At 51.5% G+C, this 18,847-nt stretch carries 19 protein-coding genes and 1 CRISPR repeat array; of the genes, 1 reads left to right on the top strand and 18 read right to left on the bottom strand.

The features are described from left to right. Positions 1-162: 162 nt before the first annotated feature. From BQ5361_RS00650 to ftsY, 17 genes are all read right to left on the bottom strand, one after another. A complete protein-coding gene (locus tag BQ5361_RS00650; RefSeq protein WP_035474025.1) occupies positions 163-2,355 on the bottom strand; it encodes a ParB/RepB/Spo0J family partition protein in 2,193 nt (730 codons plus the stop codon). 609 nt (positions 2,356-2,964) lie between these two features. Then, entirely contained in the window at positions 2,965-3,441 is a 477-nt protein-coding gene (locus BQ5361_RS00640; protein ID WP_035474030.1) for a hypothetical protein, read from the bottom strand. Next, positions 3,425-4,651: an AAA family ATPase gene (locus tag BQ5361_RS00635; RefSeq protein WP_035474032.1), complete on the bottom strand. Its 1,227-nt coding sequence runs from the start codon at positions 4,649-4,651 to the stop codon at positions 3,425-3,427. The genes BQ5361_RS00640 and BQ5361_RS00635 overlap by 17 nt, the downstream gene beginning before the upstream one ends. 95 nt (positions 4,652-4,746) lie before the next feature. After that, the gene (locus BQ5361_RS10725) at positions 4,747-5,220 is read right to left on the bottom strand and encodes a hypothetical protein (protein WP_161940409.1); all 474 of its coding nucleotides are present in this window, start codon (positions 5,218-5,220) and stop codon (positions 4,747-4,749) included. 114 nt (positions 5,221-5,334) lie between these two features. Next, positions 5,335-5,985 carry a hypothetical protein gene (locus tag BQ5361_RS00625; RefSeq protein WP_052131108.1) on the bottom strand — a complete coding sequence of 217 codons (651 nt, stop codon included), beginning with the start codon at positions 5,983-5,985 and terminating at the stop codon, positions 5,335-5,337. Positions 5,986-5,994: 9 nt separating this feature from the next. Next, the gene (locus BQ5361_RS00620) at positions 5,995-6,246 is read right to left on the bottom strand and encodes a hypothetical protein (RefSeq protein ID WP_035474036.1); all 252 of its coding nucleotides are present in this window, start codon (positions 6,244-6,246) and stop codon (positions 5,995-5,997) included. 17 nt (positions 6,247-6,263) lie between these two features. Then, entirely contained in the window at positions 6,264-6,749 is a 486-nt protein-coding gene (locus BQ5361_RS00615) for a hypothetical protein (protein WP_035474038.1), read from the bottom strand. Between the two features lie 293 nt (positions 6,750-7,042). Beyond that, positions 7,043-7,453: a hypothetical protein gene (locus BQ5361_RS00610; protein ID WP_035474039.1), complete on the bottom strand. Its 411-nt coding sequence runs from the start codon at positions 7,451-7,453 to the stop codon at positions 7,043-7,045. A gap of 4 nt (positions 7,454-7,457) precedes the next feature. Beyond that, entirely contained in the window at positions 7,458-7,766 is a 309-nt protein-coding gene (locus BQ5361_RS00605; protein WP_035474042.1) for a helix-turn-helix domain-containing protein, read from the bottom strand. A 170-nt stretch (positions 7,767-7,936) separates the two neighbouring features. Next, positions 7,937-8,194: a helix-turn-helix domain-containing protein gene (locus tag BQ5361_RS00600; RefSeq protein ID WP_083389204.1), complete on the bottom strand. Its 258-nt coding sequence runs from the start codon at positions 8,192-8,194 to the stop codon at positions 7,937-7,939. Positions 8,195-8,332: 138 nt separating this feature from the next. Then, a complete protein-coding gene (locus tag BQ5361_RS00595) occupies positions 8,333-9,463 on the bottom strand; it encodes a site-specific integrase (protein ID WP_052131110.1) in 1,131 nt (376 codons plus the stop codon). Between the two features lie 78 nt (positions 9,464-9,541). Beyond that, positions 9,542-10,423, bottom strand: a complete 882-nt coding sequence (locus BQ5361_RS00590) for a helix-turn-helix domain-containing protein (protein WP_143047440.1) — start codon at positions 10,421-10,423, stop codon at positions 9,542-9,544. Between the two features lie 450 nt (positions 10,424-10,873). Continuing rightward, a CRISPR array of direct repeats spans positions 10,874-11,432; the repeat unit is 36 nt; unit sequence GTTGTATTGCATCCTCTTTCTACATCAAACCACAAC. A 564-nt stretch (positions 11,433-11,996) separates the two neighbouring features. Further along, positions 11,997-13,544: a ribonuclease Y gene (gene rny / locus BQ5361_RS00580; RefSeq protein WP_022063201.1), complete on the bottom strand. Its 1,548-nt coding sequence runs from the start codon at positions 13,542-13,544 to the stop codon at positions 11,997-11,999. A 390-nt stretch (positions 13,545-13,934) separates the two neighbouring features. Further along, positions 13,935-14,222 (bottom strand): cell division protein ZapA, encoded by a 288-nt coding sequence (locus tag BQ5361_RS00575; protein ID WP_022063200.1) that lies wholly within the window; start codon positions 14,220-14,222, stop codon positions 13,935-13,937. 18 nt (positions 14,223-14,240) lie between these two features. After that, a complete protein-coding gene (locus BQ5361_RS00570; RefSeq protein ID WP_022063199.1) occupies positions 14,241-14,525 on the bottom strand; it encodes a hypothetical protein in 285 nt (94 codons plus the stop codon). A gap of 99 nt (positions 14,526-14,624) precedes the next feature. Continuing rightward, positions 14,625-15,932, bottom strand: coding sequence for a 30S ribosomal protein S12 methylthiotransferase RimO (gene rimO / locus BQ5361_RS00565; protein WP_257527119.1), 1,308 nt, complete (start codon positions 15,930-15,932; stop codon positions 14,625-14,627). A 106-nt stretch (positions 15,933-16,038) separates the two neighbouring features. After that, positions 16,039-17,025: a signal recognition particle-docking protein FtsY gene (ftsY, locus tag BQ5361_RS00560; protein WP_022063197.1), complete on the bottom strand. Its 987-nt coding sequence runs from the start codon at positions 17,023-17,025 to the stop codon at positions 16,039-16,041. Positions 17,026-17,240: 215 nt separating this feature from the next. On the opposite strand from ftsY, the gene BQ5361_RS00555 reads away from it, so the two are divergent. Beyond that, complete coding sequence (locus tag BQ5361_RS00555) at positions 17,241-17,933, top strand: DUF2461 domain-containing protein (protein WP_035474051.1); 693 nt, start codon at positions 17,241-17,243, stop codon at positions 17,931-17,933. A gap of 465 nt (positions 17,934-18,398) precedes the next feature. Here BQ5361_RS00555 and BQ5361_RS00550 read toward each other — a convergent pair whose 3' ends face one another. Continuing rightward, positions 18,399-18,845 carry a GatB/YqeY domain-containing protein gene (locus BQ5361_RS00550; RefSeq protein ID WP_022063194.1) on the bottom strand — a complete coding sequence of 149 codons (447 nt, stop codon included), beginning with the start codon at positions 18,843-18,845 and terminating at the stop codon, positions 18,399-18,401. Positions 18,846-18,847 lie beyond the last annotated feature (2 nt).

Genomic DNA, 18,847 nt, shown 5'->3' with positions numbered 1-18,847 from the left:
GAACGTATCACCCATGGCAAAGCATATCGGCCATAAACGGGAATTTCCGCTCCTCCGCTAAAAAATCGAGGTACAATGCGCTTGAGAGCCGATTTCCGCAAACCGTTTTTGAGAAAAGACCGCTCTCTGCTCTGGCAGAGAGCGGTCCGTCCAGCCTGCCGATTATGCGGCCTGCTTCGTATCGTCGGATTTCGACAGCAGGTCCGGCAGAGCATAAGGTGCCGAAGCCGGCTCCCCGGTTTCAGGTCCCTGTTCCGATTCCGGTTCGTCTTCCATCCATTGTGGACTCTGTTCTTCCGCAGGCTCCTCGATCTCCGGCTCCGGCGTCTGCGGATAATCTGCCGGCTGTTCTTCGCTTCGCCCGGCTTCGGTCGTTTGCTGCGCGGATTCCTCTGTGTCGCTTTCCGCTGTCGCAGCGGGCAGAGCCTTCAGTGTGCGGTCAGCCTCTGCAACCGTGTCGATGACTTCTACCGCCTGCACTTCTTCTACGCCATCTATGATTTCTCCGGTTGTTGGATCTACCGTAATGCCGTCCTGTGACACGGTTGTTGTGGGTAATGCGCGGGCGGCAGCCTGCTTGCGCAGTTGAAGCAATTCCGCTTCCTTTTGGATAGCCTCGATACGCTGTTGCAGACTTGCATGACGTTTGTCGTAGATGCTACGATGTTTCTCTTGAATCGCCTTGCTCTGTTCCGGCCAGTGCAGGTCGGTAAATTCGGAAAGCAGTTGTACATCGGGGGTTTCATCCGTTACGCCGTTTTCGCGGATCTTTTCAAAGTAGGACATGATAACCATACGTGTGAGGGCGGTCTGCTGCTCGGGAGTGATGCTTTCGGCATACTCCAACCGCTGCTGCTGCGAAGGATAGCGTCCCAGTTCGAGTGGCGATTCGGAAGTTCCGGAAATGTCGGCGAGCAACGCATAGGTAAAGAACAGTCGCTCCCGGTCGGTCAGAGGCGTCTGCGGAAAGTCCTCTTTTTTGCACCGCAGGAGCTGTTTCAAATCACTCGTAGTATGTTCGTAACAGATCTCCCTGTTGCGGTTGTCCTTTGCTTCCAGCTTGGCGGTCGGAGCTTGCAATTCAGTGCCGACTTCGGTTGCGGTATCGTTATTTTCCGCAGGTTTGTCGGCGATTATACGGTAGAAAATTTTGATCGACGAGTAGCCGATGACGGCATATTTCCAGATTCGACCTTCGGCCACTCTGCACTTTAAGTATTCGACTGTTTCGTTGTACTCCTGCAATTCCTGTTCATAGTTTTGGTTGTACCACTCCTGCTCGTTTACGAAATCATCGTCGTCTTCGTAGTCCTCTCTGTCGAGCACAAGTCGTTCGGGCATTTGAGGTTCCTGTTCCATTTTCCATTCGGGAATATCGAGTTCCGTCAATTCGTATCCTTTTACCGACAGTGCTTCGACGACTTTCGGGTTACTCTCACTGTTGATCGCCAGTTGCAGGTAAGGGTCTGCCTGTGCCGATTCGATACATCGGTCGAGCACATAGGCCGCATTTTTGGCCTCCAGACACTCCTTGTTCTGGCACGCTCCGCAATCCTCGGCGCAATCCCTGAAAAGGGTCTGGTTGAGCGTATTATACTGGCACGTTTCGCAGTCGGACTTGTCGAACGAATACCTTTCGAGTTTGCACGCATAGCGTTCGTAAAGTCTTTTTGCAAGGTCTTTGGCTTTGATTCCTATCCACGAACCCCACTCCTTGCCGGCAAAATGTTCCGTATAAACTTCCGTCTGTACCTGCTCGTCGTATTTCGCCAATTCGAAAGCCACCTCCAGCGAAATGTCGTTGCGACGCAACAGATCGGCGAACGGTTCTATGAGGCAGGTCAGGTTGAGCCGTTTGCGGATATAGGTTTCCGATTTGGAAAAAGTCTCCGCGATACGGGCGATGCTCCAGTCTTTTTCCTCGGCGTAACGACGGAAAATCGCCGCCTCTTCGAACGGGGAGAAGTCGGCACGCTGCATATTCTCCGTCACGGCACAAATCTCAGCTTCCTCGTCGGTCATGGACTGTATGTAGGCCGGAATACAGGGCTTGCCGGCAGCCAGCGACGCCCGGTACCGACGTTCCCCATATACGATTTCGTATCGGTCGTTGTCTATGGGACGCACTTTGATAGGTGTCTGAACACCATAACGGAGAATACTGTCTGTCAGCTCGGCCAGCGGCGCCTCGGCAATCTCCCCGCGGGGATTCAGCTTGCTGGGGACGATCTTTTCCAAGTCGAGATTCAGAAGCATAGCCTGGAACGGCACCAGAGAAGTCGAAGCGGCAACGGCTGCATCGGCGGTTTGTTTGTTCGAAGCGGTCTTAACCGTCTTCTTAACTTGTTTTTTCATGGTTTTAATTTGATTTAAGGTAAATTGAATGAATATTAATGCTTATGTAAAACAGTAGCGACGGCCGGATGGTCGTCGCTGCTGAACAGATATTTCGTATTACGGTTTCAAATCCGGGGAGTGCGGTGTCGGTCCGTATCTGTTGTTGTACGCTGCATCGCATAGCAGCAAGGTTTCGATGGTGTACGTGTTTTCCATAATAACTTGAGTTTAATAAATTCAATATTCCGGCCCTGAGGCCGAAGTCCCTTAATACACAGGCTGCAAAGTGTCGTGTTCCGACCGTACAAGGTTTTCGGAGAAAAGACCGCAGGCCCTCGGGCCGAGGATGGTTTTTTCCGAAAACCGGAGGGCTTGACCTTGTTCGGTCGAAAGAACACGGAATACCTTTGCCTGTGTGTTAAGGGACTTCGGCTGAAAGCGTACTCTTACGCTCTGTTCCGAAGCTTGGCATACATGGTCGAAAAATAAGCATGAATTGACTCGTCATTACCGAATCAACGTAAAGAGCACAATTATCATTCTATCGAACGTTACTGGTCGATAGATGATAATAGCCCCGACCAAAGTATTTTGGTCGGGGCAGCACAATCGTTTTTTCGCCGATAATTAAATGCTGTCCGGTTGATTCGGTTTAAGTCTTTTAAGGTTGCATCGGTATTTATCAGCAAATCTTTCACGCGCCCTCTCAAAGGGTGTATTACCGTTATTGGCAGGAAATCTGGTCGCAACGATCCTTGCATATTTTCTGGTCAGCGAGGGGTGCTTGAACACGGTATGTCGTATGGTAGCTTCGAGCTGGTCGATGGCGTGTTCCACATCGGAATGTTTCAGTTCGACAAAATGACCGATCCACATCTTCGTATCAGCTGGATTTTTGGATAAGACCAGTTTATCGCATTTATCGCCATCACAGATAATGCATCCATCTACTTGAAATACGACCGTTTCGCGTTCAGGATTCACAGTTGCCGTGTAACGTACGCCTTTTTCAGACGTAGATATGCTCTTACGTACTTTCAGTTCCTGTTCCGGTGCGTGGACGGCAAGCAACTCGGTACAAATATCATTATTCTGCTTGACCATAAATCACGTCGTTCAACAGGGATAATTTGTCTTCTACGATATCCGAGGCATGGTCGAGTTCCATTCCGCCGATCATTTGCACCTCTTCGTCCAGAATATTCGACAGCGTACCTTCGTCCGTTATGTAAAACGCACGAATGTCGCTGAAAGGGATGATCGCATTTTTAGGTACGACTTTGTATGTGGCATCAGCATCGATTTTCTCTGCCCGGGCCGCTTTCAGCAATACGTTGAAAGCCGTGATGATATAAGGGCTGTGTGTCGTGATGACAACGGAACTCGGCTTTCCGGTTTGGCGGGTAGCTGCATTTATTCTTTCCACAATGAAGTTTATCAGGGCCTGCTGCGATTCGGGAAAAAGGTTTTGTTCGGGTTCCTCGATGAACAAACGGGTATTCTGATAGGTGTAGATATTGGCAAGCTTATTCAGTAAAAAATCGGCGTCCTGTGATTCTTTTACAGGCATCTGAGAAAGTTTGCGGAACAAAGCCGCTACATCATTTTTACTTAAATCCACACCTCTGACAAATATCGGACCGGTAAAATAGTGCGTCATTGCAACGATAGGCAATACGGACTGCACACCGCTGGAAACATAGAATGGAGAAATCTTCCTCCGCTTGTCTTTTAAATGGATCACATCTCCCTGATTAGGGTCGTAATAATAATCCATATTTCCAATGATATTCAATTCAACTGGATGTTCCTCCGTGTAATTTTCCCGAGCTTCATCCCATTCGAACAGATGGTTGAATAAAACATCGAGTTCATAGGATTTGTAGACGCGATCCACATTCTTTAACGCCGTTGCTAAATTTCGCTCCGAAGGAATGAAACTCAATTTCGTGTTATGACGAATATTTTCGAGGTCAGGTTGACGACCGATTTTTACATTCTTGTTACCCTGCAATTCGATTGTAACAGCTTCTCCGGAATAAGAAATCAGGCTTTGGGGTGTAAAGTAATGGTTCGGAAAACGATGGAACTGTCTTAATTCTTTTAGGAATCGGTGATAATGCGTATAGTTATATATCAGTTGCTTATCATCACCTGTCATAATCTTCTTCTCCAGCCATTGACAGAAGCACAGTATTTTCATAAAGGTACTTTTGCCCGTGCTCTGTTTGCCGATGATGACATTGAAACGGCCTAAATCTATTTGTCCGGTATCGGCCAGGGGGCCGACATTTTTGATTTCAATAGATGCCATATTGCGTTTTGTTTGTGAACAAAAATACAAAATATATGATTGTCAACAAATTTATTGCCACATATCTTATCTTGTGGAGAATGTGTACCCTCCCATTACAGCGGGCATTTTATAAAGCGCATATGACACTTCTCGTAAGAAGGGATTTCTCCATCGTTGAACAGAGCGGCAAATTCATCGGGCGCATATTGGGCAATCAGCGATGTATCGTCGGCATGTTTTTCGAAGGCCGCGATTATGTCGTCATCGGACGCATTGCGCGGCAGTAAGGCTTCGCTCCATACGAATACGCTTCTTTCGGGAACCGTCTTCGCTGCCGCATATAAATCATATACTCTTTCGAGGTCTTCGATGCAAAATGCCTGCAGGTCCCGTTGTTCTGTTTCGCCCGACAACGAGGTCATGATTTTGCATTTATTTTGCATGATATCACAAAGGATAACCGGCGAACATACCGCAGAATGTTCCGGTAACAAGTGCACTACCTGCGGCAATACGATATTCCAATCCCGTATTGCAGCGAGTCTTCTTATCAGACTTGCCTTGTAGCTGTTTAGTGTCGTAAACATATTCGTCTTCGTAATTTAATGTGATTCGCTTTACCGAGTATCTTTAACTCCGGCATTTATTCATGTGTCGGGTATTGACAGAGCAGGCTCCCGGTTAAAGGGAGCCTGCTGGCTTTACGATTGTTCGGTAGCTTCTTTCAGGCTGTTCAATATGCCGTTGAGCCATGCGGGATGTTCGAACGCGAAATCGCTGTCCTCCCACAACGTAATAGATTCTCCGTCCTCGTCCGAGAGCTGCAACGACAGTTCACCGCCGTCGAAGCAGATCGCTTCGACCGGACTTTCATGAGTGTACCTGTGGTTGTCCCACCAAACCACTTGTACTTCTTCGGTCGCAGAAGTCAACTCGATTCGGGAGAGTCCGGATTGCAGAAAGATGTTTTTGATAGCGGTGAGTATGCTGTTTCGCAGACTCCGTATATCGGTTTCGAAATCGCAGCTTTCGGGGATGGCATGTTCCTTATCGTTTGGGCAGTTGTTTTCCGCCGGTTTCCTGTTATCGACAACAGGCATGCCGGTGTCCTCATTGAAAATCATGATGGTCGGACTGGCTCCCGGCAGGGGCTCGATCTTTTGCGAGGTTTCATATATGGATTCAAATATCCCGAACTCTATATATTCCTCGTCCTGATGATTATCGACATCGCTGTCCTTAAACGCCTTGACGATTGCGACAGCCTCTTCGTAAGAGTTTGCCGTCACATCGAAATGACTGCGTTCCCATGTTTCTACTTTGGTATCCTGATAAAATGAATAGCGTGGCATAAATGTCTATTATGATATTTCATGTCTTAGTTGTTCGTATTCCGGATCGAAATCCTGATATTCTATCAGGTAGTTGGTCGTCCGGCCCTGTGTCTGTTTGCAGCGGATCAAACGCTCCAGCTCTTTTTCGGACAGATTCTCGGCTTGGGCCAATTCCTTCAGAAACTTGCCGAGCGAAGCCGCTTGGGTAAATACCGCGACCAGTCGCAGCGAGGCTGTCGATAACCATGCATCGCCCTTATACAGAATAAAGCCTTTCATTGTTCTGTATTTGTCGGTTAAAAATGATAGTCGATAACACCGCCGATGTAAAGCAGCGTGCCGGGTTCATATTCACATACCTGCCGCAGGAACTCGTAGGATTGTTCGGCGTAGGCTTGCACTCCCTCTTCGTCCATGTAGAACCAGTAGGCGGTATCGAGCGGGTTTTTCAGGAACTTTTCGAGTCGATAGACCGGGCCGATCCACTCTTGTACGCTGTCGGGGGTAATGATTTCCGCCCTGCACCGGATGTCGTTGACGAAAGCCTCTCTCCATTGTTCAGCCCCGCCATTGTAGCGTATGGTATCTTCGGAAATAAGTTCGAACATACCTTCGGGCAGAACGCTGTTTACCAAGTTCTCGATATGGAATTTGCGTTGCTTGTCGTCAATCTCTGCACAATAGTCGAAGAAACTATCGCCGCCTTGCATGAGCGTGGTCTCGTTCAGGCAGCAATCTTCGGCTACCCGTGTTTTGGTAATTTGAAAAATCTTGCCGTGCATAATCTTGAATTTTAGAATGTAACTCGGTTGATGCAGCACTCCGTGAACGATACGGACATGTTATTGACATCGGCCTTGCGGAAATCGTCTGATTCCATCAGTGATAAGTGTTCTATTGTTTTGCGTGTTTATACTGTTCCCTCTACACACCGGTCATGGATGTGTTGCAGGGCTTAACCGACTAAGAACGAGGGCACGCCAGGCCCCCGGTGCAAAATATTACGGCACAAATCGCCCGACGCATGGAGGGTACGATTCGTGCCGTAATATTTTGAGAGGAAAAGGCCGCGTGCCTATCTTTGGTCGGTTAAGCCCTGCAACATATCCGGACCAGTGTTCATCGCTCCCGTCGTTTGTTTTTCCGGTTGCGGATTGCGGACGTATCGGGGAATGTCACGCAGAGGAGTCATGGCCCGCTTGCGGTGTAACCGAGCCGCCAGCATCGCTATATCATAGGCACTGTACAATCGTCCGCCGCCGATTCCGAGAAACCGGAGCTGACAGCGTTTGCGGGCATCGTCCACCTGACGGCCGGAGAGCTGCAGCACGCCGCTTATCTCCGCCATCGTAAGCGAAGTATCTAAATTGTGTTTCAGACAGATGTGTGAAAGCAGAACAAGCGCATAGGTTTGCTGGAAACGAGTCTGCAGCATTTCACGCAAAGTTTCTTCCTCAATAAGCATGTACTTCTTTTCTTTTGCCATAGCTTCAATGATTTTTGTAATTGGATTTGGTTTTCAGATAAGCTGAAATCTCAGATGACAGATAGTATCTGCGGCGACCGTTCTTGAATCCCTGCAGGTCGCCTGACTGCTGAAGCCGTCTGAGCTGTCTGATGCTGATGTGGAGTATCTGACATACATCTAAGTAGTCCAGAACAGTATCGTCGGCCTCTTTAACGTGCTTGTCCGGGGATTTTACTTCCGGATGCAACGCCTGAATTTCGGCAAGGAGCGCCGATAGTTGCTCCAGTATGCGGTCGCACTTTTGTTCGAGGGCCGCCAGTCGCTGTTCCATTTCCGTCATTTTCGATTGCAGTTTTGTTGCTGCGAAAATGCGTTGTTGCCGGCAAAGGATTTTTTAAGCTATCGATGGCTTAAAGAACTTTTTCCGTGACGAAAAAATACCGGACGGCAGAATCTGCCGTCCGGTACCCCTCGTCGGGTTTCCTTACGTTTACGGAGCCTTTAACGCCGTGTGCCTTTATATAAAGCGCGTTCGGCTTCTTTGCGAAGTTCTTCGTTGGTTTTGACTTTGCCCGAGGCAATCCATTCGAGCAGCTCGTCTTCGAAGAAATAGACGGTGCGACCCTGTTTATAGTTGGGAATTTCGCCGCGACACGCCAGGGCATATACCGTCTGTTTGGCCTTGCCGAGAAGCCGGCAGGCATCGTCGATCAGAATCGGCCGACGCCCCGGAGCAGGCGGCTGCACGGAAGCGAGCATTACACGGATTTCCTGCAATTCATCGATAATTCATGTGATGGCGGCAGGCAACGTGTCATAGGTAACTCTCAGGCTTTTCATCTCTTCATTGCTTTCCATAGATTTATACTTTTAATACATTAATATATAAGGTACGGATTATTCGTCGAACATCTCCGGGTCGATATAGATACTGATACGTCCGACGGTTTCGAGCTTCGTTTCCTCAAGCAGATCCAGATAAATTTCCGTCGAGCGAATACTCTTGTGCAGCATCATTTTGCTGAGGGTGTAAATATTCGTGCCGCTGGCTAATTGCAGAACGGCGTAGGTGTGGCGAAAACAGTGGAACGTGATGCGTTTGGTAATGCCCGCATCCTCAAGCCATCGTTTGAGCGGACGGTCGGTCATCGAGCGTGTAAAACCCTTGAATACCGTACCTGTACTGCGCGGTCCGCAGAGCTGTAACGCCGTATCGCTCAAAGGAAGCAATCCCTCTTCGTCGGTTTTGACTGTGCGTATGCGCATGTTATAACCGTTGCCTTCCAGGTTGGGTACGATATCCTCCCATTTCAAAGCCAACACGTCACTCAGTCGCAGGCCCGTTTCACAGGAGAAAAGGCTTGCCCGTTTCAAGACGTGGATCTCGCAGGGCGTTTGCGAGAGCGTTCGCAGTTCGGACGGCGTTAGAAATTCCCGACGTGTAGGTTTGCGTGCAATATATTCCATTTGTATTGCCAGATCTTCTTCAATCATATGATCCCGGTAGGCATTATGCAGCAGACTGAGGAATTTCAGATAGTAATTGACAATCGAGCTGTGTGCCAGCGGGCGTGTAGGGTCCCGGAATTGGTGCGCCGAGAGCAGGTAGCTTCTGAATTTCCGGCAGAGTTCGATATCGACCTCCGCACAGATACAGGAGTTTTTGACGAAAAACCGGAAATGGTTGTAGCAGCCTTTCCACAGGCTGCTGTTGTGTTCGCCTACTATCTGCCTGAAGTATTCCAGAAAATCCCGGTTGCCGCGTGTGGTATCGAGAAAGCCGTATTGTTTGTTTATGATGGCCGGCAAGCGTGTGGAAGCGATCAAACGCGCTTTGCGGTACATTTCGTCATTATGCGACTTTTCGTGTTGCGAACGCGGGCGGGCATAGACGTAGATACCCAGCGTTTCGGTACGGGTCTTCTTCATCGTATCGGGGATTCTGATCGCCGGGTAATAGTCGAGGTATAATGAACGTCGTCCGTGTGAAATCGGACGGCTGCGAAGGGTGACTTTAGGACATTTCATAATGATGCGATTTGAGGATGCAAGTTATAAATGCACAGTGAGATAAACAAAAATTAGTGTTTTTCAAATAATTGTAAATCAATGCTTTTTACCCTGCGTAGCTTGTCGGAAAGCCGCTTCGGAAAAAATAACCTTGCGACGGCCGTCGATAACCGTCTTTTGCGTGTCGATACCGTAATGTGCAAGGCGATACGTCACCGTACTGGGAGGGACACTGTATTTCTTGGCCGCATCATCTATGGTGATATAACCTGCCGGAACGATTTGAGTCTGTTTTTCCTGAATGACAGCCTCTATCTGAGGAATGGAGTACAACGAGTAACGGCCGTCTTTGATGCGCGAAATCCGATGGCACTGTACGAATCGGTACAAATAGGCCGTATCCCAGTTATAACGTGCGCATAGCTCTTGGGCCGCAGCCCATTTAGCGGCTGTGGGTGGAGCAGGAACGGCGGCTTTGGAAGAGGTTTCGGCAGGTTGTTCGGGATGTTTCTTCCGCGTTGAACGACGCGGTTTCTGCTGTATGGCCGGAGCCGTGCGCGTGGAGATAGTGGCACAGGCCTCGCTCCAACTGACATACGAAAGACGTCCGGTAACGTGGTAGATGGTGATAATGCCTTTAGCCGCGAGATTGTAGATCGTTTGACGGCATATACCCAGCCGCCGGGCTGTTTCCCGCACGGAAATCATATCCGAATCTACAGGAGGAATCGCAGGCTCTTCCGCTCGTTCCCGTTTGTTGCGTTTGTCGAGGATTTGGGGTTTGTTGCGCTGATAGTAGTCGTGCTGGTAGCATTTACGACTGCAATATTCGCTGGTGGAAGTGGCGGCAGAGAATTTCTGACCGCAGGAACGGCAAACGCGGGTAGTGTGTAATTGCCGACTGTTGGGGTGAGGGCCCGGAAAATTTTTCCTTGCTGCTTTTCCGGTACCGGGAGCGATGGATTTAGTCCGCTTCATAGACCTGATGATAAATTAATGTTTCGTTCTGCTGAAAACTATTGTTCAGCAGGCCGATTGGTCTATGGTGGACTGATATGTACTTATATGGACTGACGTTTACTGAAATTTACCTGTTGATGGGAATTATCCGACGAGGCGTTGTTGATTTTTCAAGTGTCGAGAACAGTCGATTTAAGTCCATATCAATCTACCTTAGTCCAATCTACATTATCGTCAACAGGACTTTATTCTGGCTGGACATTTTTCAAGGTTTTCTTCGCAAATGTGTAGCAAATTTTGCCATTTCGGGTTTTCAGGAAAACGGTAGGCAAGATTTGTTATTTTGCTAAATCCCTGTTACAGAGGAATCTGTTTCTCTCTCAAGCAAAGACCATATTTTAATTTTTGACTGCGATTTTTATAATTACAAAACACAACCACCAGAGCATCCGCATTGAAAACCGAGACGTTGTATTGCATCCTCTTTCTACATCAAACCACAACAGACGTCTCGCCGTAACCTTATTATAAAAGTTGTATTGCATCCTCTTTCTACATCAAACCACAACCAACTCCTATGTCTTTTATACCTGACATGGTTGTATTGCATCCTCTTTCTACATCAAACCACAACATTGGGACAAGTTTGTCTCCGGTGGTCCGGGTTGTATTGCATCCTCTTTCTACATCAAACCACAACATCGGTCAAGCTATCAATTATCGTCAGCAGGTTGTATTGCATCCTCTTTCTACATCAAACCACAACTACACCGGCGTAGAAACATCTCCATTACCGTTGTATTGCATCCTCTTTCTACATCAAACCACAACCTCGCCGATTATCTCGGTGTTTCGTCTCCGTTGTATTGCATCCTCTTTCTACATCAAACCACAACGACTCTATTCGCTCCACCTGCAGCTCGGTGTTGTATTGCATCCTCTTTCTACATCAAACCACAACCGGATATTTCCATACTCTCATCACGGGTCGGTTGTATTGCATCCTCTTTCTACATCAAACCACAACCTCGGACGCCAGACACTTTGATTTTCGGGCACTTAACAGCCAGTAGACATGACACGAAACGAGGCGGCGTACACCGGGGAAGTCGGTTCGATGCAGTTTTCACATTTTCTACAAATATACGGAAAATTATATTCACTGAAATACGACGGTGCATGTCGGTCCAAAGGGCCGGTGCACGGTTACGAAGCGATTCGTCTGAAGCAAATATATAAAAATAGATTCATTGAACGTCGAGAGCATGCAAAGCATCCCTCGGGCGGCAGCTCAACTCGGCAATCGTACTGCGACTCGCCGGAAGCAAATATCCAGAATATCCGACAACTCCCGCAAGTAGCCGTCACGCACGTCCCGATTCTCTAAAAGCACAAGAAAAACGCCGCCCGAACGATACCCGGTCGGCGCTCCCTGCATTCACCCAAAATGCGGACAGTATCACGGAATACCCTCTCCACGAATCACATCGCAACAGCGACCTGCCCCGATGCACCCCGCATACGAAAAGGGCACGGAAAAAACTTTCCGCACCCCATTTTCGATGACAGCCCACCGGGCTTGCCGCAATGACTATTTCGCGTAACTTACCGAACGCGTTTCGCGTATCACGGTTATCTTCACCTGACCCGGATAGGTCATCTCGTCCTGTATCTTCTTGGCTATATCATGCGACAGCGCATCGGCCTCCTGGTCGGAAATCTTCTCACTCCCCACGATGACACGCAATTCGCGGCCGGCCTGTATCGCATAGGTCTTCATCACACCCGGATAGGCCATGGCGATATCCTCCATCTCCTTCAGTCGCTTGATATAGGACTCCACCACCTCCCGGCGAGCACCGGGACGTGCACCCGAAATGGCATCGCATACCTGCACAATCGGAGCTATCAGCGAAGTCATCTCCATCTCGTCATGGTGCGAACCGATGGCGTTGCATACTTCGGGTTTCTCCTTGTATTTCTCCGCCAGCTTCATACCGATGATAGCGTGCGGCAGTTCCGGTTCGTCATCGGGCACCTTGCCAATGTCGTGCAGCAGACCGGCCCGCCGGGCGAGCTTCGGATTGAGACCGAGTTCGGCGGCCATGATACCGCAAAGGTTGGCCGTTTCGCGGGAGTGCTGCAAAAGGTTCTGTCCGTATGACGAGCGGTATTTCATCTTGCCTATCAAGCGAATGAGTTCCGGATGCAAGCCATGGATGCCGAGGTCGATGGTGGTCCGTTTGCCCACCTCGACTATCTCTTCCTCTATCTGTTTCTGAACTTTGGCCACGACCTCTTCGATGCGGGCCGGATGAATACGACCGTCGGTAACGAGCTGGTGCAGCGCGAGCCGCGCTATCTCCCTGCGTACCGGGTCGAAACCGGAAAGAATAATCGCTTCCGGGGTATCGTCCACGATGATTTCGATTCCGGTTGCCGCTTCGAGAGCCCGGATATTGCGTCCCTCGCGCCCGATGATACGCCCTTTCACCTCGTCGCTCTCGATGTTGAACACCGTCACCGAATTCTCAATCGCCGTCTCGGTCGCCACCCGCTGGATGGTCTGCACGACAATCCGTTTCGCCTCCTTGTTGGCGCTCATCTTCGCCTCCTCGACGGTCTCGTTGATATAGGCCATGGCAGCTGTCTTCGCTTCGGAGCGCATATTCTCCATCAGGATATTCTTAGCCTCCTCACTGCTCATGCCGCTTATCTGCTCCAACCGGACATTCTGTTCCTTTATCATCCGGTCGGCCTCCTCCTTCCGCCGTTCCAGCACGGCAATGTGGCTCTCCATCTGCTCTTTGAGCTTGTCGTTCTCGCGCATCCGGCGTTCGAGTTCCTGCTGCTGCTGCCCCAGACTGCTCTCCTGCTGCTTGATACCCTGTTCGCGCTGATTGAGCTTCTGGTTGCGCTCATTCACCGCACGGTCGTGGTCGCTCTTGAGCTGAATGAACTTCTCCTTGGCCTGAAGTATCTTCTCCTTCTTGATGACCTCTCCTTCGGCCTCCGCCTCTTTGAGAATAGCCTCCCGTTTCTTTTTCAGGCTCTTCTTGAATATGACGTTCGTTACCAGAATGTAGACGCCTATGGCAGCCACCGCACTGATAACGCAGGCAAGTATTGTTGCTAACATGATTATATATATTTAAATAGGTTGAGTAATAAATAATTATTATGTCAAATCAACTTTCCGTCCGCATATGGACACAAAAAAAACCCGCACAGAATCCAAGTTTCGTTTGACGAAGCTCCTGTATCGTCATGTATGGGGCCTCCGATAAAAATCGCAAACGTCCAACGGCACCGTACCGCCCGCGAGCGGCAGAGGATGCACCTCCGAAGAGGTTAAGGCCTGTTTTTGAAAACTCGAGTTAAACCCCAAATAGTTTAAATGTTAAGTTTCGCAAAGCTAAATGGAATCCATGCGGGATAATTCCTTCTATGTAAAGAACCTGTCTGTATCGTGTAAGGCCCGCGTACCCCGCGTACCTGCATTATTACATGCAAATACGGTACCACACGGCTACCTGAGCCTGTTGAGATGTTCGTCCAGTCTGCGGTTCAACGCATCGAGCTCATCTATGTCCCGTCCGAGGCTGCGGCTCGCTTCGAGCTCCACGACCTTGACGGCAAGCTGTAACGCCACTACTGCGAGGTAATCCTCCCGGTCGGCCATATACTGCGACTCGACCGCGGCTGTCAGGCGATTGACCTCTTTCTCCGCCCGCCTGAATATCTCTTCCTTTTCGCGTTCTATGCCGAGTGCGTAGCTCTTGCCGGCTACATTCAACCTGATATTGAATTTCTGCATAAAACGTGCTCCTTGTCCCTACCTGTTCATCAGCGCAATGCAACGGTCAATCTCCCGCATAAGCCGATTGATACGCGCCTGCGCACGCTTGCTGTCCGTTCCGCCCGTCAGGCCCTCCTTCAGTTCGAGGACACCGATGCGCCTTTCAAGCTCCGCCACGGTCTGTTTCAGTTCCCTGTTCTCCGCCGCCAGACGTTCCCTGCGAAGTGCGAGCTCCCTGTTTTCGGCAAAGAGCCTGTCATTCTCCTCCATCAGGCGCCCCACCTTACCGGCAAGGGACTCTACAACGGCATTTCTGGCCATTTCTACAACATTTGGCGATAATCCGGCAACAACCGTTACGGTTTACAGCACTTCAAAGTTAAACAAATCTTCGCAATCTCCAAAATCATTTTGCAGCCCTCACGCGAGTCTGCCGTAAAGGTCGTACTCCTCGCATGCCGTGACGACCACCACCCGGAACTCTCCGGGGAGGAGCCGGCCTTCGGCAACCGGTATCAGTATCTCCTGGTCTACCTCCGGCGAATCGTATTCCGAACGGGCCACATAGTAATCGCCTTCCCGGCGGTCCACCACCACCCGGAGCTTCCTGCCTATCCTTGCAACGTTCGCCTCGTGCGAAATGTTGCGCTGCAGCTCCATGATACGCTCCACCCGGGCCTGCTTAACCTCTTCAGGCACATCGTCGGCCATCTCCGCCGAAGGCGTTCCCTCCTCGGCCGAATAGGGAAACACGCCGAGACGTTCGAACCGCTGGCGCTCCACGAAATCCGTGAGCTCCGCAAAATCTTCCTCGCTCTCACCCGGAAATCCCACGAGCAGCGTCGTCCGGATAGCAATACCGGGCACCTCCCGCCGCAGCCGGGCGATGAGCTCCTCTGTACCCCGTTTCGTGATGCCGCGCCGCATGGCCGAAAGCTGCCGGTCTGCGATATGCTGGAGCGGTATATCAATGTAACGGCATATCTTCGGCTCCTCCCGCATGGCGGCAAGCACATCGTCGGGGAAACCGGTCGGATAGGTATAGTGAAGTCTTACCCACTCTACGCCGGGTATGGCGGCCAAACGACGCAATAAACGGCCCAGACGGCGTTCTCCGTAAAGGTCCACACCGTAGTAGGTGGTATCCTGCGCCACCACTATCAGCTCCTTTACCCCGCGGCGCACCAATCTCCCGGCCTCTTCAAGCACCTGCTCCTCCGGAACGGATACATGGGGTCCGCGGATAAGAGGAATGGCACAATAGGCACACCGCCAATTGCACCCTTCCGAAATTTTCAGGTAGGCGTAGTGTCCTGGCGTCGTCAGCATCCGTTCCGTCGCAGGCGCGCCCCCTTCGCTGCCGGTCAAGGCCCGCACTACGCCGGAAAAGTCGCGTGCTCCGAAATAGGCGTCCACTTCGGGAATCTCGCGCCGCAGCTCCTCGGCATACCGCTCGCTCAGGCAGCCTATCACGAAGAGCCGGTCAATCGCTCCCTCCTCCTTGGCCCTCACGAAACCGAGAATGGTATTGATGGACTCCTCCTTGGCATCGCCTATGAACCCGCATGTATTGACCACCACCGTCCGTGCCTCCGTCCCGTTGGAATCGAACACCACGTCATATCCCGCTGCAGCCAACTGCGCCATAACATGCTCGGAGTCCACCACGTTTTTGGAACAGCCGAGCGTAACGACATTTATCTTTTTTCCCTTTACTTTTCCCATCATCCAATCCTGATTCCGGATATCCGAAACGTTCCTCCGCGGCTACCGTCGGCCAACCACGGCCCGCCCTTTCGGCCGACAGGCGGAACGACAAATCTCCTTCTCTCCTCTATTCGCCGAACAGGGCGTTCACGAACTCCTGCCGGTCGAAAATCTTCAACTGGTCGATACCCTCCCCGATACCGATGTAGCGCACCGGAATCCTGAACTGGTCGCTGATGCCGATGATGACACCCCCCTTGGCCGTACCGTCGAGCTTCGTGACGGCGAGGGAGGTGACCTGCGTAGCATCGGTGAACTGCCGCGCCTGCTCGAAGGCATTCTGCCCCGTACTGCCGTCCAGCACGAGCATCACCTCGTGCGGAGCATCGGGGATAACCTTGGCCATCACGTTGCGTATCTTCGTCAGTTCATTCATCAGACCGACCTTGTTGTGCAGCCGGCCGGCCGTATCTATCAATACGACATCCGCCCCGTTGGCAACGGCCGACTTGAGCGTATCGAAAGCCACGGAAGCGGGGTCCGCCCCCATCTCCTGTTTTATCATCGTCGCCCCCGCCCGGTCGGCCCATACCTGAAGCTGGTCGATGGCGGCCGCCCGGAACGTATCCGCCGCACCGATATAGACCTTCTTGCCCGCACGCACGAGCTGGGCTGCCAGCTTGCCTATCGTAGTGGTCTTGCCGACACCGTTCACCCCTACCACCATCACGACATAGGGAGCACCCTCCTTCACGTCCAGTCCGAAGCTGTCGCGGCGGCTGTCACTCTGCTGCAGCAGAGCACTTATCTCCTCGCGAAGAATGGACTTGAGCTCTCCGGAATTCATATATTTGTCGCGCGCCACGCGGGCCTCGATGTTGCGGATTATCTTCACGGTGGTATCTACCCCCACATCGGAGGTGATGAGCACCTCCTCCAAGTCGTCGAGCATCGCCTCGTCCACCTGAGACCTGCCGGCCACGGCACGGGCGAGCTTGCCGAAAATTCCCTCTTTGGTCTTTTTCAGTCCCTCGTTTAGCTCCTGCTGCCGGGAAACCTGCTCCTCGGGCCCGGCCTCCTCCTTTTTCTTCTTGAATATGTTGAACAGTGCCATACTACCGGTTATTTATGTTATCCATCCGCAAAGGTACGAAGAAAGCAACGAAGTTTCAATTTTTTTGACGTACCGTACTCTTCCTGCGGCAAGAAGCCGAGAACGCCCCCGACCGTTTCCCTGAACGGGAATTTTTTGGCATCTTTGTGTCGGGCAGTTTCGGCTCTGCAGGGAATCGTTTTTCTCCGGAGAAAAAACGGGACGGCCTACGACATATGAAAAGAATTCTGGATTTCCTGCGCGAACTGCAGGAACACAACGACCGGGAGTGGTTCGAAACACACAGGACGGAATACCTCCGGGTAAAAGCCGCGACGGAAGAGTTCGCCGCACGGCTGATAGCGGGTATCGCCTCGTTCGACAGCACGGTCGGCGACCTCACTCCGAAAGAGTGTACTTACAGAATCTACCGCGACATCCGGTTCAGTTCCGACAAACGGCCCTACAAATCGCACATCGGCATCTTCATATCCCCGGGCGGCAAGAAATCGGGACATTCCGGCTACTATCTTCACATCGAACCGGAACATCCGGAGCGCTCCGACGGCACGCCGTCGGGCGGTCCCATGCTCGTCACGGGACTCTACATGCCCGAACCGGCCGTCCTCAAAAGCGTCCGGGAAGAGATTCTGTTCAACGGCGAAGAGTTCGTCCGCAATATCGGACAGGCACAGGACTTCTCGCTCAACCGGGAGAATGCACTCAAACGGGTACCGGCCGGTTTTCCGACAGACTCCCCCTATGCCGAGTACCTCCGGCTGAAAGATTTCTGTCTGGAGAGGCCAGTCAGCGAAGCCTTCCTGCTCTCCCCCGCCCTGCTCGCAAGGGTGACAGCGAGTTTCGCCACCACCGCGCCCTTCAACCGACAGCTCAACCGGGCGGTGGATTTCGCACTCGACGAAATGTAACCACCCGACCGGAAAACGGTTCCGCCGGAAAGGAATGCGACCGCACGGATGCGGCCAATGTATATCAGGCATCCAAAAATGACAGTCCGGGCCCAAAATACTTTCCCACCCACAACCTCCATATAACGAAAAGGCCGTGTCGGCTCGAACAAAGGATACAGTTCAATCCGATACGGCCTCTTCCAGTCTATGGAAACACGAAGCTGCAAAACATCAAGACACGGAATGAAAGGCGCTTGCTGCCGTAAATAACCGAATGCGCCTCCGCAAATAATAACGCAGCCATTCGCAATGATATCACATCCGCCCTTTCCGGCATCCGCAGCACCCGGTACCGTTCGCCCCGTTTTACAGCCGTTCTTTCTCTCTCCACACAAGGTCGTCCCCGACGACCGCCCTACGGCTGCCGCCACCCGGAACATCTCCGCCGAAAAGACGGTAACCGATACCGCCCGCAGCCAGGCCTCAGTTCAGCAGCCTCCTGACAGCCTCGGATATCGCCCTGCCATCCGCCAGGCCGGCCAGCTTCTTGGTCGCCACTCCCATCACTTTCCCCATGTCGGCAGGCGATACGGCTCCCGTCTGGGCAATGATATCGCGGAGCGCCGCCTCCAACTCCGCGGCGGATAACTGTTTCGGAAGATACTCCTCGATAATGCCCGCTTCGGCAAGCTCGTTTGCTGCAAGCTCGGCACGTCCGGCTGAGGTATAGAGCTCCGCAGACTCCCGCCGCTGCTTCACGAGTTTCTGCATGAGCTTCACCACATCGGCATCCGTCAGTTCGTGGGCCGTCCCCGAGGTCTTCTCCAGCAGGATAGCCGCCTTCACGGCCCGAAGTGCAGCGAGCCGCTCCGGCTGTTTCGCAAGCATCGCCTGCTTGATATCGTCATTAACGCGCTGTTCCAATGTCATAT

This window comes from Tidjanibacter massiliensis (genome assembly GCF_900104605.1).
Lineage (GTDB): Bacteria > Bacteroidota > Bacteroidia > Bacteroidales > Rikenellaceae > Tidjanibacter > Tidjanibacter inops.
Note: the sequence above shows the minus strand (reverse complement) of the source record. Positions and strands in the feature narration are given on the sequence as shown.

What these genes read in the sequence shown, in the direction of transcription:
- BQ5361_RS00650 (WP_035474025.1), bottom strand. Translation starts at nt 2,355, where the DNA reads ATGAAAAAACAAGTTAAGAAGACGGTTAAGACCGCTTCGAACAAACAA.
- BQ5361_RS00640 (WP_035474030.1), bottom strand. Translation starts at nt 3,441, where the DNA reads ATGGTCAAGCAGAATAATGATATTTGTACCGAGTTGCTTGCCGTCCAC.
- BQ5361_RS00635 (WP_035474032.1), bottom strand. Translation starts at nt 4,651, where the DNA reads ATGGCATCTATTGAAATCAAAAATGTCGGCCCCCTGGCCGATACCGGA.
- BQ5361_RS10725 (WP_161940409.1), bottom strand. Translation starts at nt 5,220, where the DNA reads ATGTTTACGACACTAAACAGCTACAAGGCAAGTCTGATAAGAAGACTC.
- BQ5361_RS00625 (WP_052131108.1), bottom strand. Translation starts at nt 5,985, where the DNA reads ATGCCACGCTATTCATTTTATCAGGATACCAAAGTAGAAACATGGGAA.
- BQ5361_RS00620 (WP_035474036.1), bottom strand. Translation starts at nt 6,246, where the DNA reads ATGAAAGGCTTTATTCTGTATAAGGGCGATGCATGGTTATCGACAGCC.
- BQ5361_RS00615 (WP_035474038.1), bottom strand. Translation starts at nt 6,749, where the DNA reads ATGCACGGCAAGATTTTTCAAATTACCAAAACACGGGTAGCCGAAGAT.
- BQ5361_RS00610 (WP_035474039.1), bottom strand. Translation starts at nt 7,453, where the DNA reads ATGGCAAAAGAAAAGAAGTACATGCTTATTGAGGAAGAAACTTTGCGT.
- BQ5361_RS00605 (WP_035474042.1), bottom strand. Translation starts at nt 7,766, where the DNA reads ATGGAACAGCGACTGGCGGCCCTCGAACAAAAGTGCGACCGCATACTG.
- BQ5361_RS00600 (WP_083389204.1), bottom strand. Translation starts at nt 8,194, where the DNA reads ATGCTCGCTTCCGTGCAGCCGCCTGCTCCGGGGCGTCGGCCGATTCTG.
- BQ5361_RS00595 (WP_052131110.1), bottom strand. Translation starts at nt 9,463, where the DNA reads ATGAAATGTCCTAAAGTCACCCTTCGCAGCCGTCCGATTTCACACGGA.
- BQ5361_RS00590 (WP_143047440.1), bottom strand. Translation starts at nt 10,423, where the DNA reads ATGAAGCGGACTAAATCCATCGCTCCCGGTACCGGAAAAGCAGCAAGG.
- rny (WP_022063201.1), bottom strand. Translation starts at nt 13,544, where the DNA reads ATGTTAGCAACAATACTTGCCTGCGTTATCAGTGCGGTGGCTGCCATA.
- BQ5361_RS00575 (WP_022063200.1), bottom strand. Translation starts at nt 14,222, where the DNA reads ATGCAGAAATTCAATATCAGGTTGAATGTAGCCGGCAAGAGCTACGCA.
- BQ5361_RS00570 (WP_022063199.1), bottom strand. Translation starts at nt 14,525, where the DNA reads ATGGCCAGAAATGCCGTTGTAGAGTCCCTTGCCGGTAAGGTGGGGCGC.
- rimO (WP_257527119.1), bottom strand. Translation starts at nt 15,932, where the DNA reads ATGATGGGAAAAGTAAAGGGAAAAAAGATAAATGTCGTTACGCTCGGC.
- ftsY (WP_022063197.1), bottom strand. Translation starts at nt 17,025, where the DNA reads ATGGCACTGTTCAACATATTCAAGAAGAAAAAGGAGGAGGCCGGGCCC.
- BQ5361_RS00555 (WP_035474051.1), top strand. Translation starts at nt 17,241, where the DNA reads ATGAAAAGAATTCTGGATTTCCTGCGCGAACTGCAGGAACACAACGAC.
- BQ5361_RS00550 (WP_022063194.1), bottom strand. Translation starts at nt 18,845, where the DNA reads ATGACATTGGAACAGCGCGTTAATGACGATATCAAGCAGGCGATGCTT.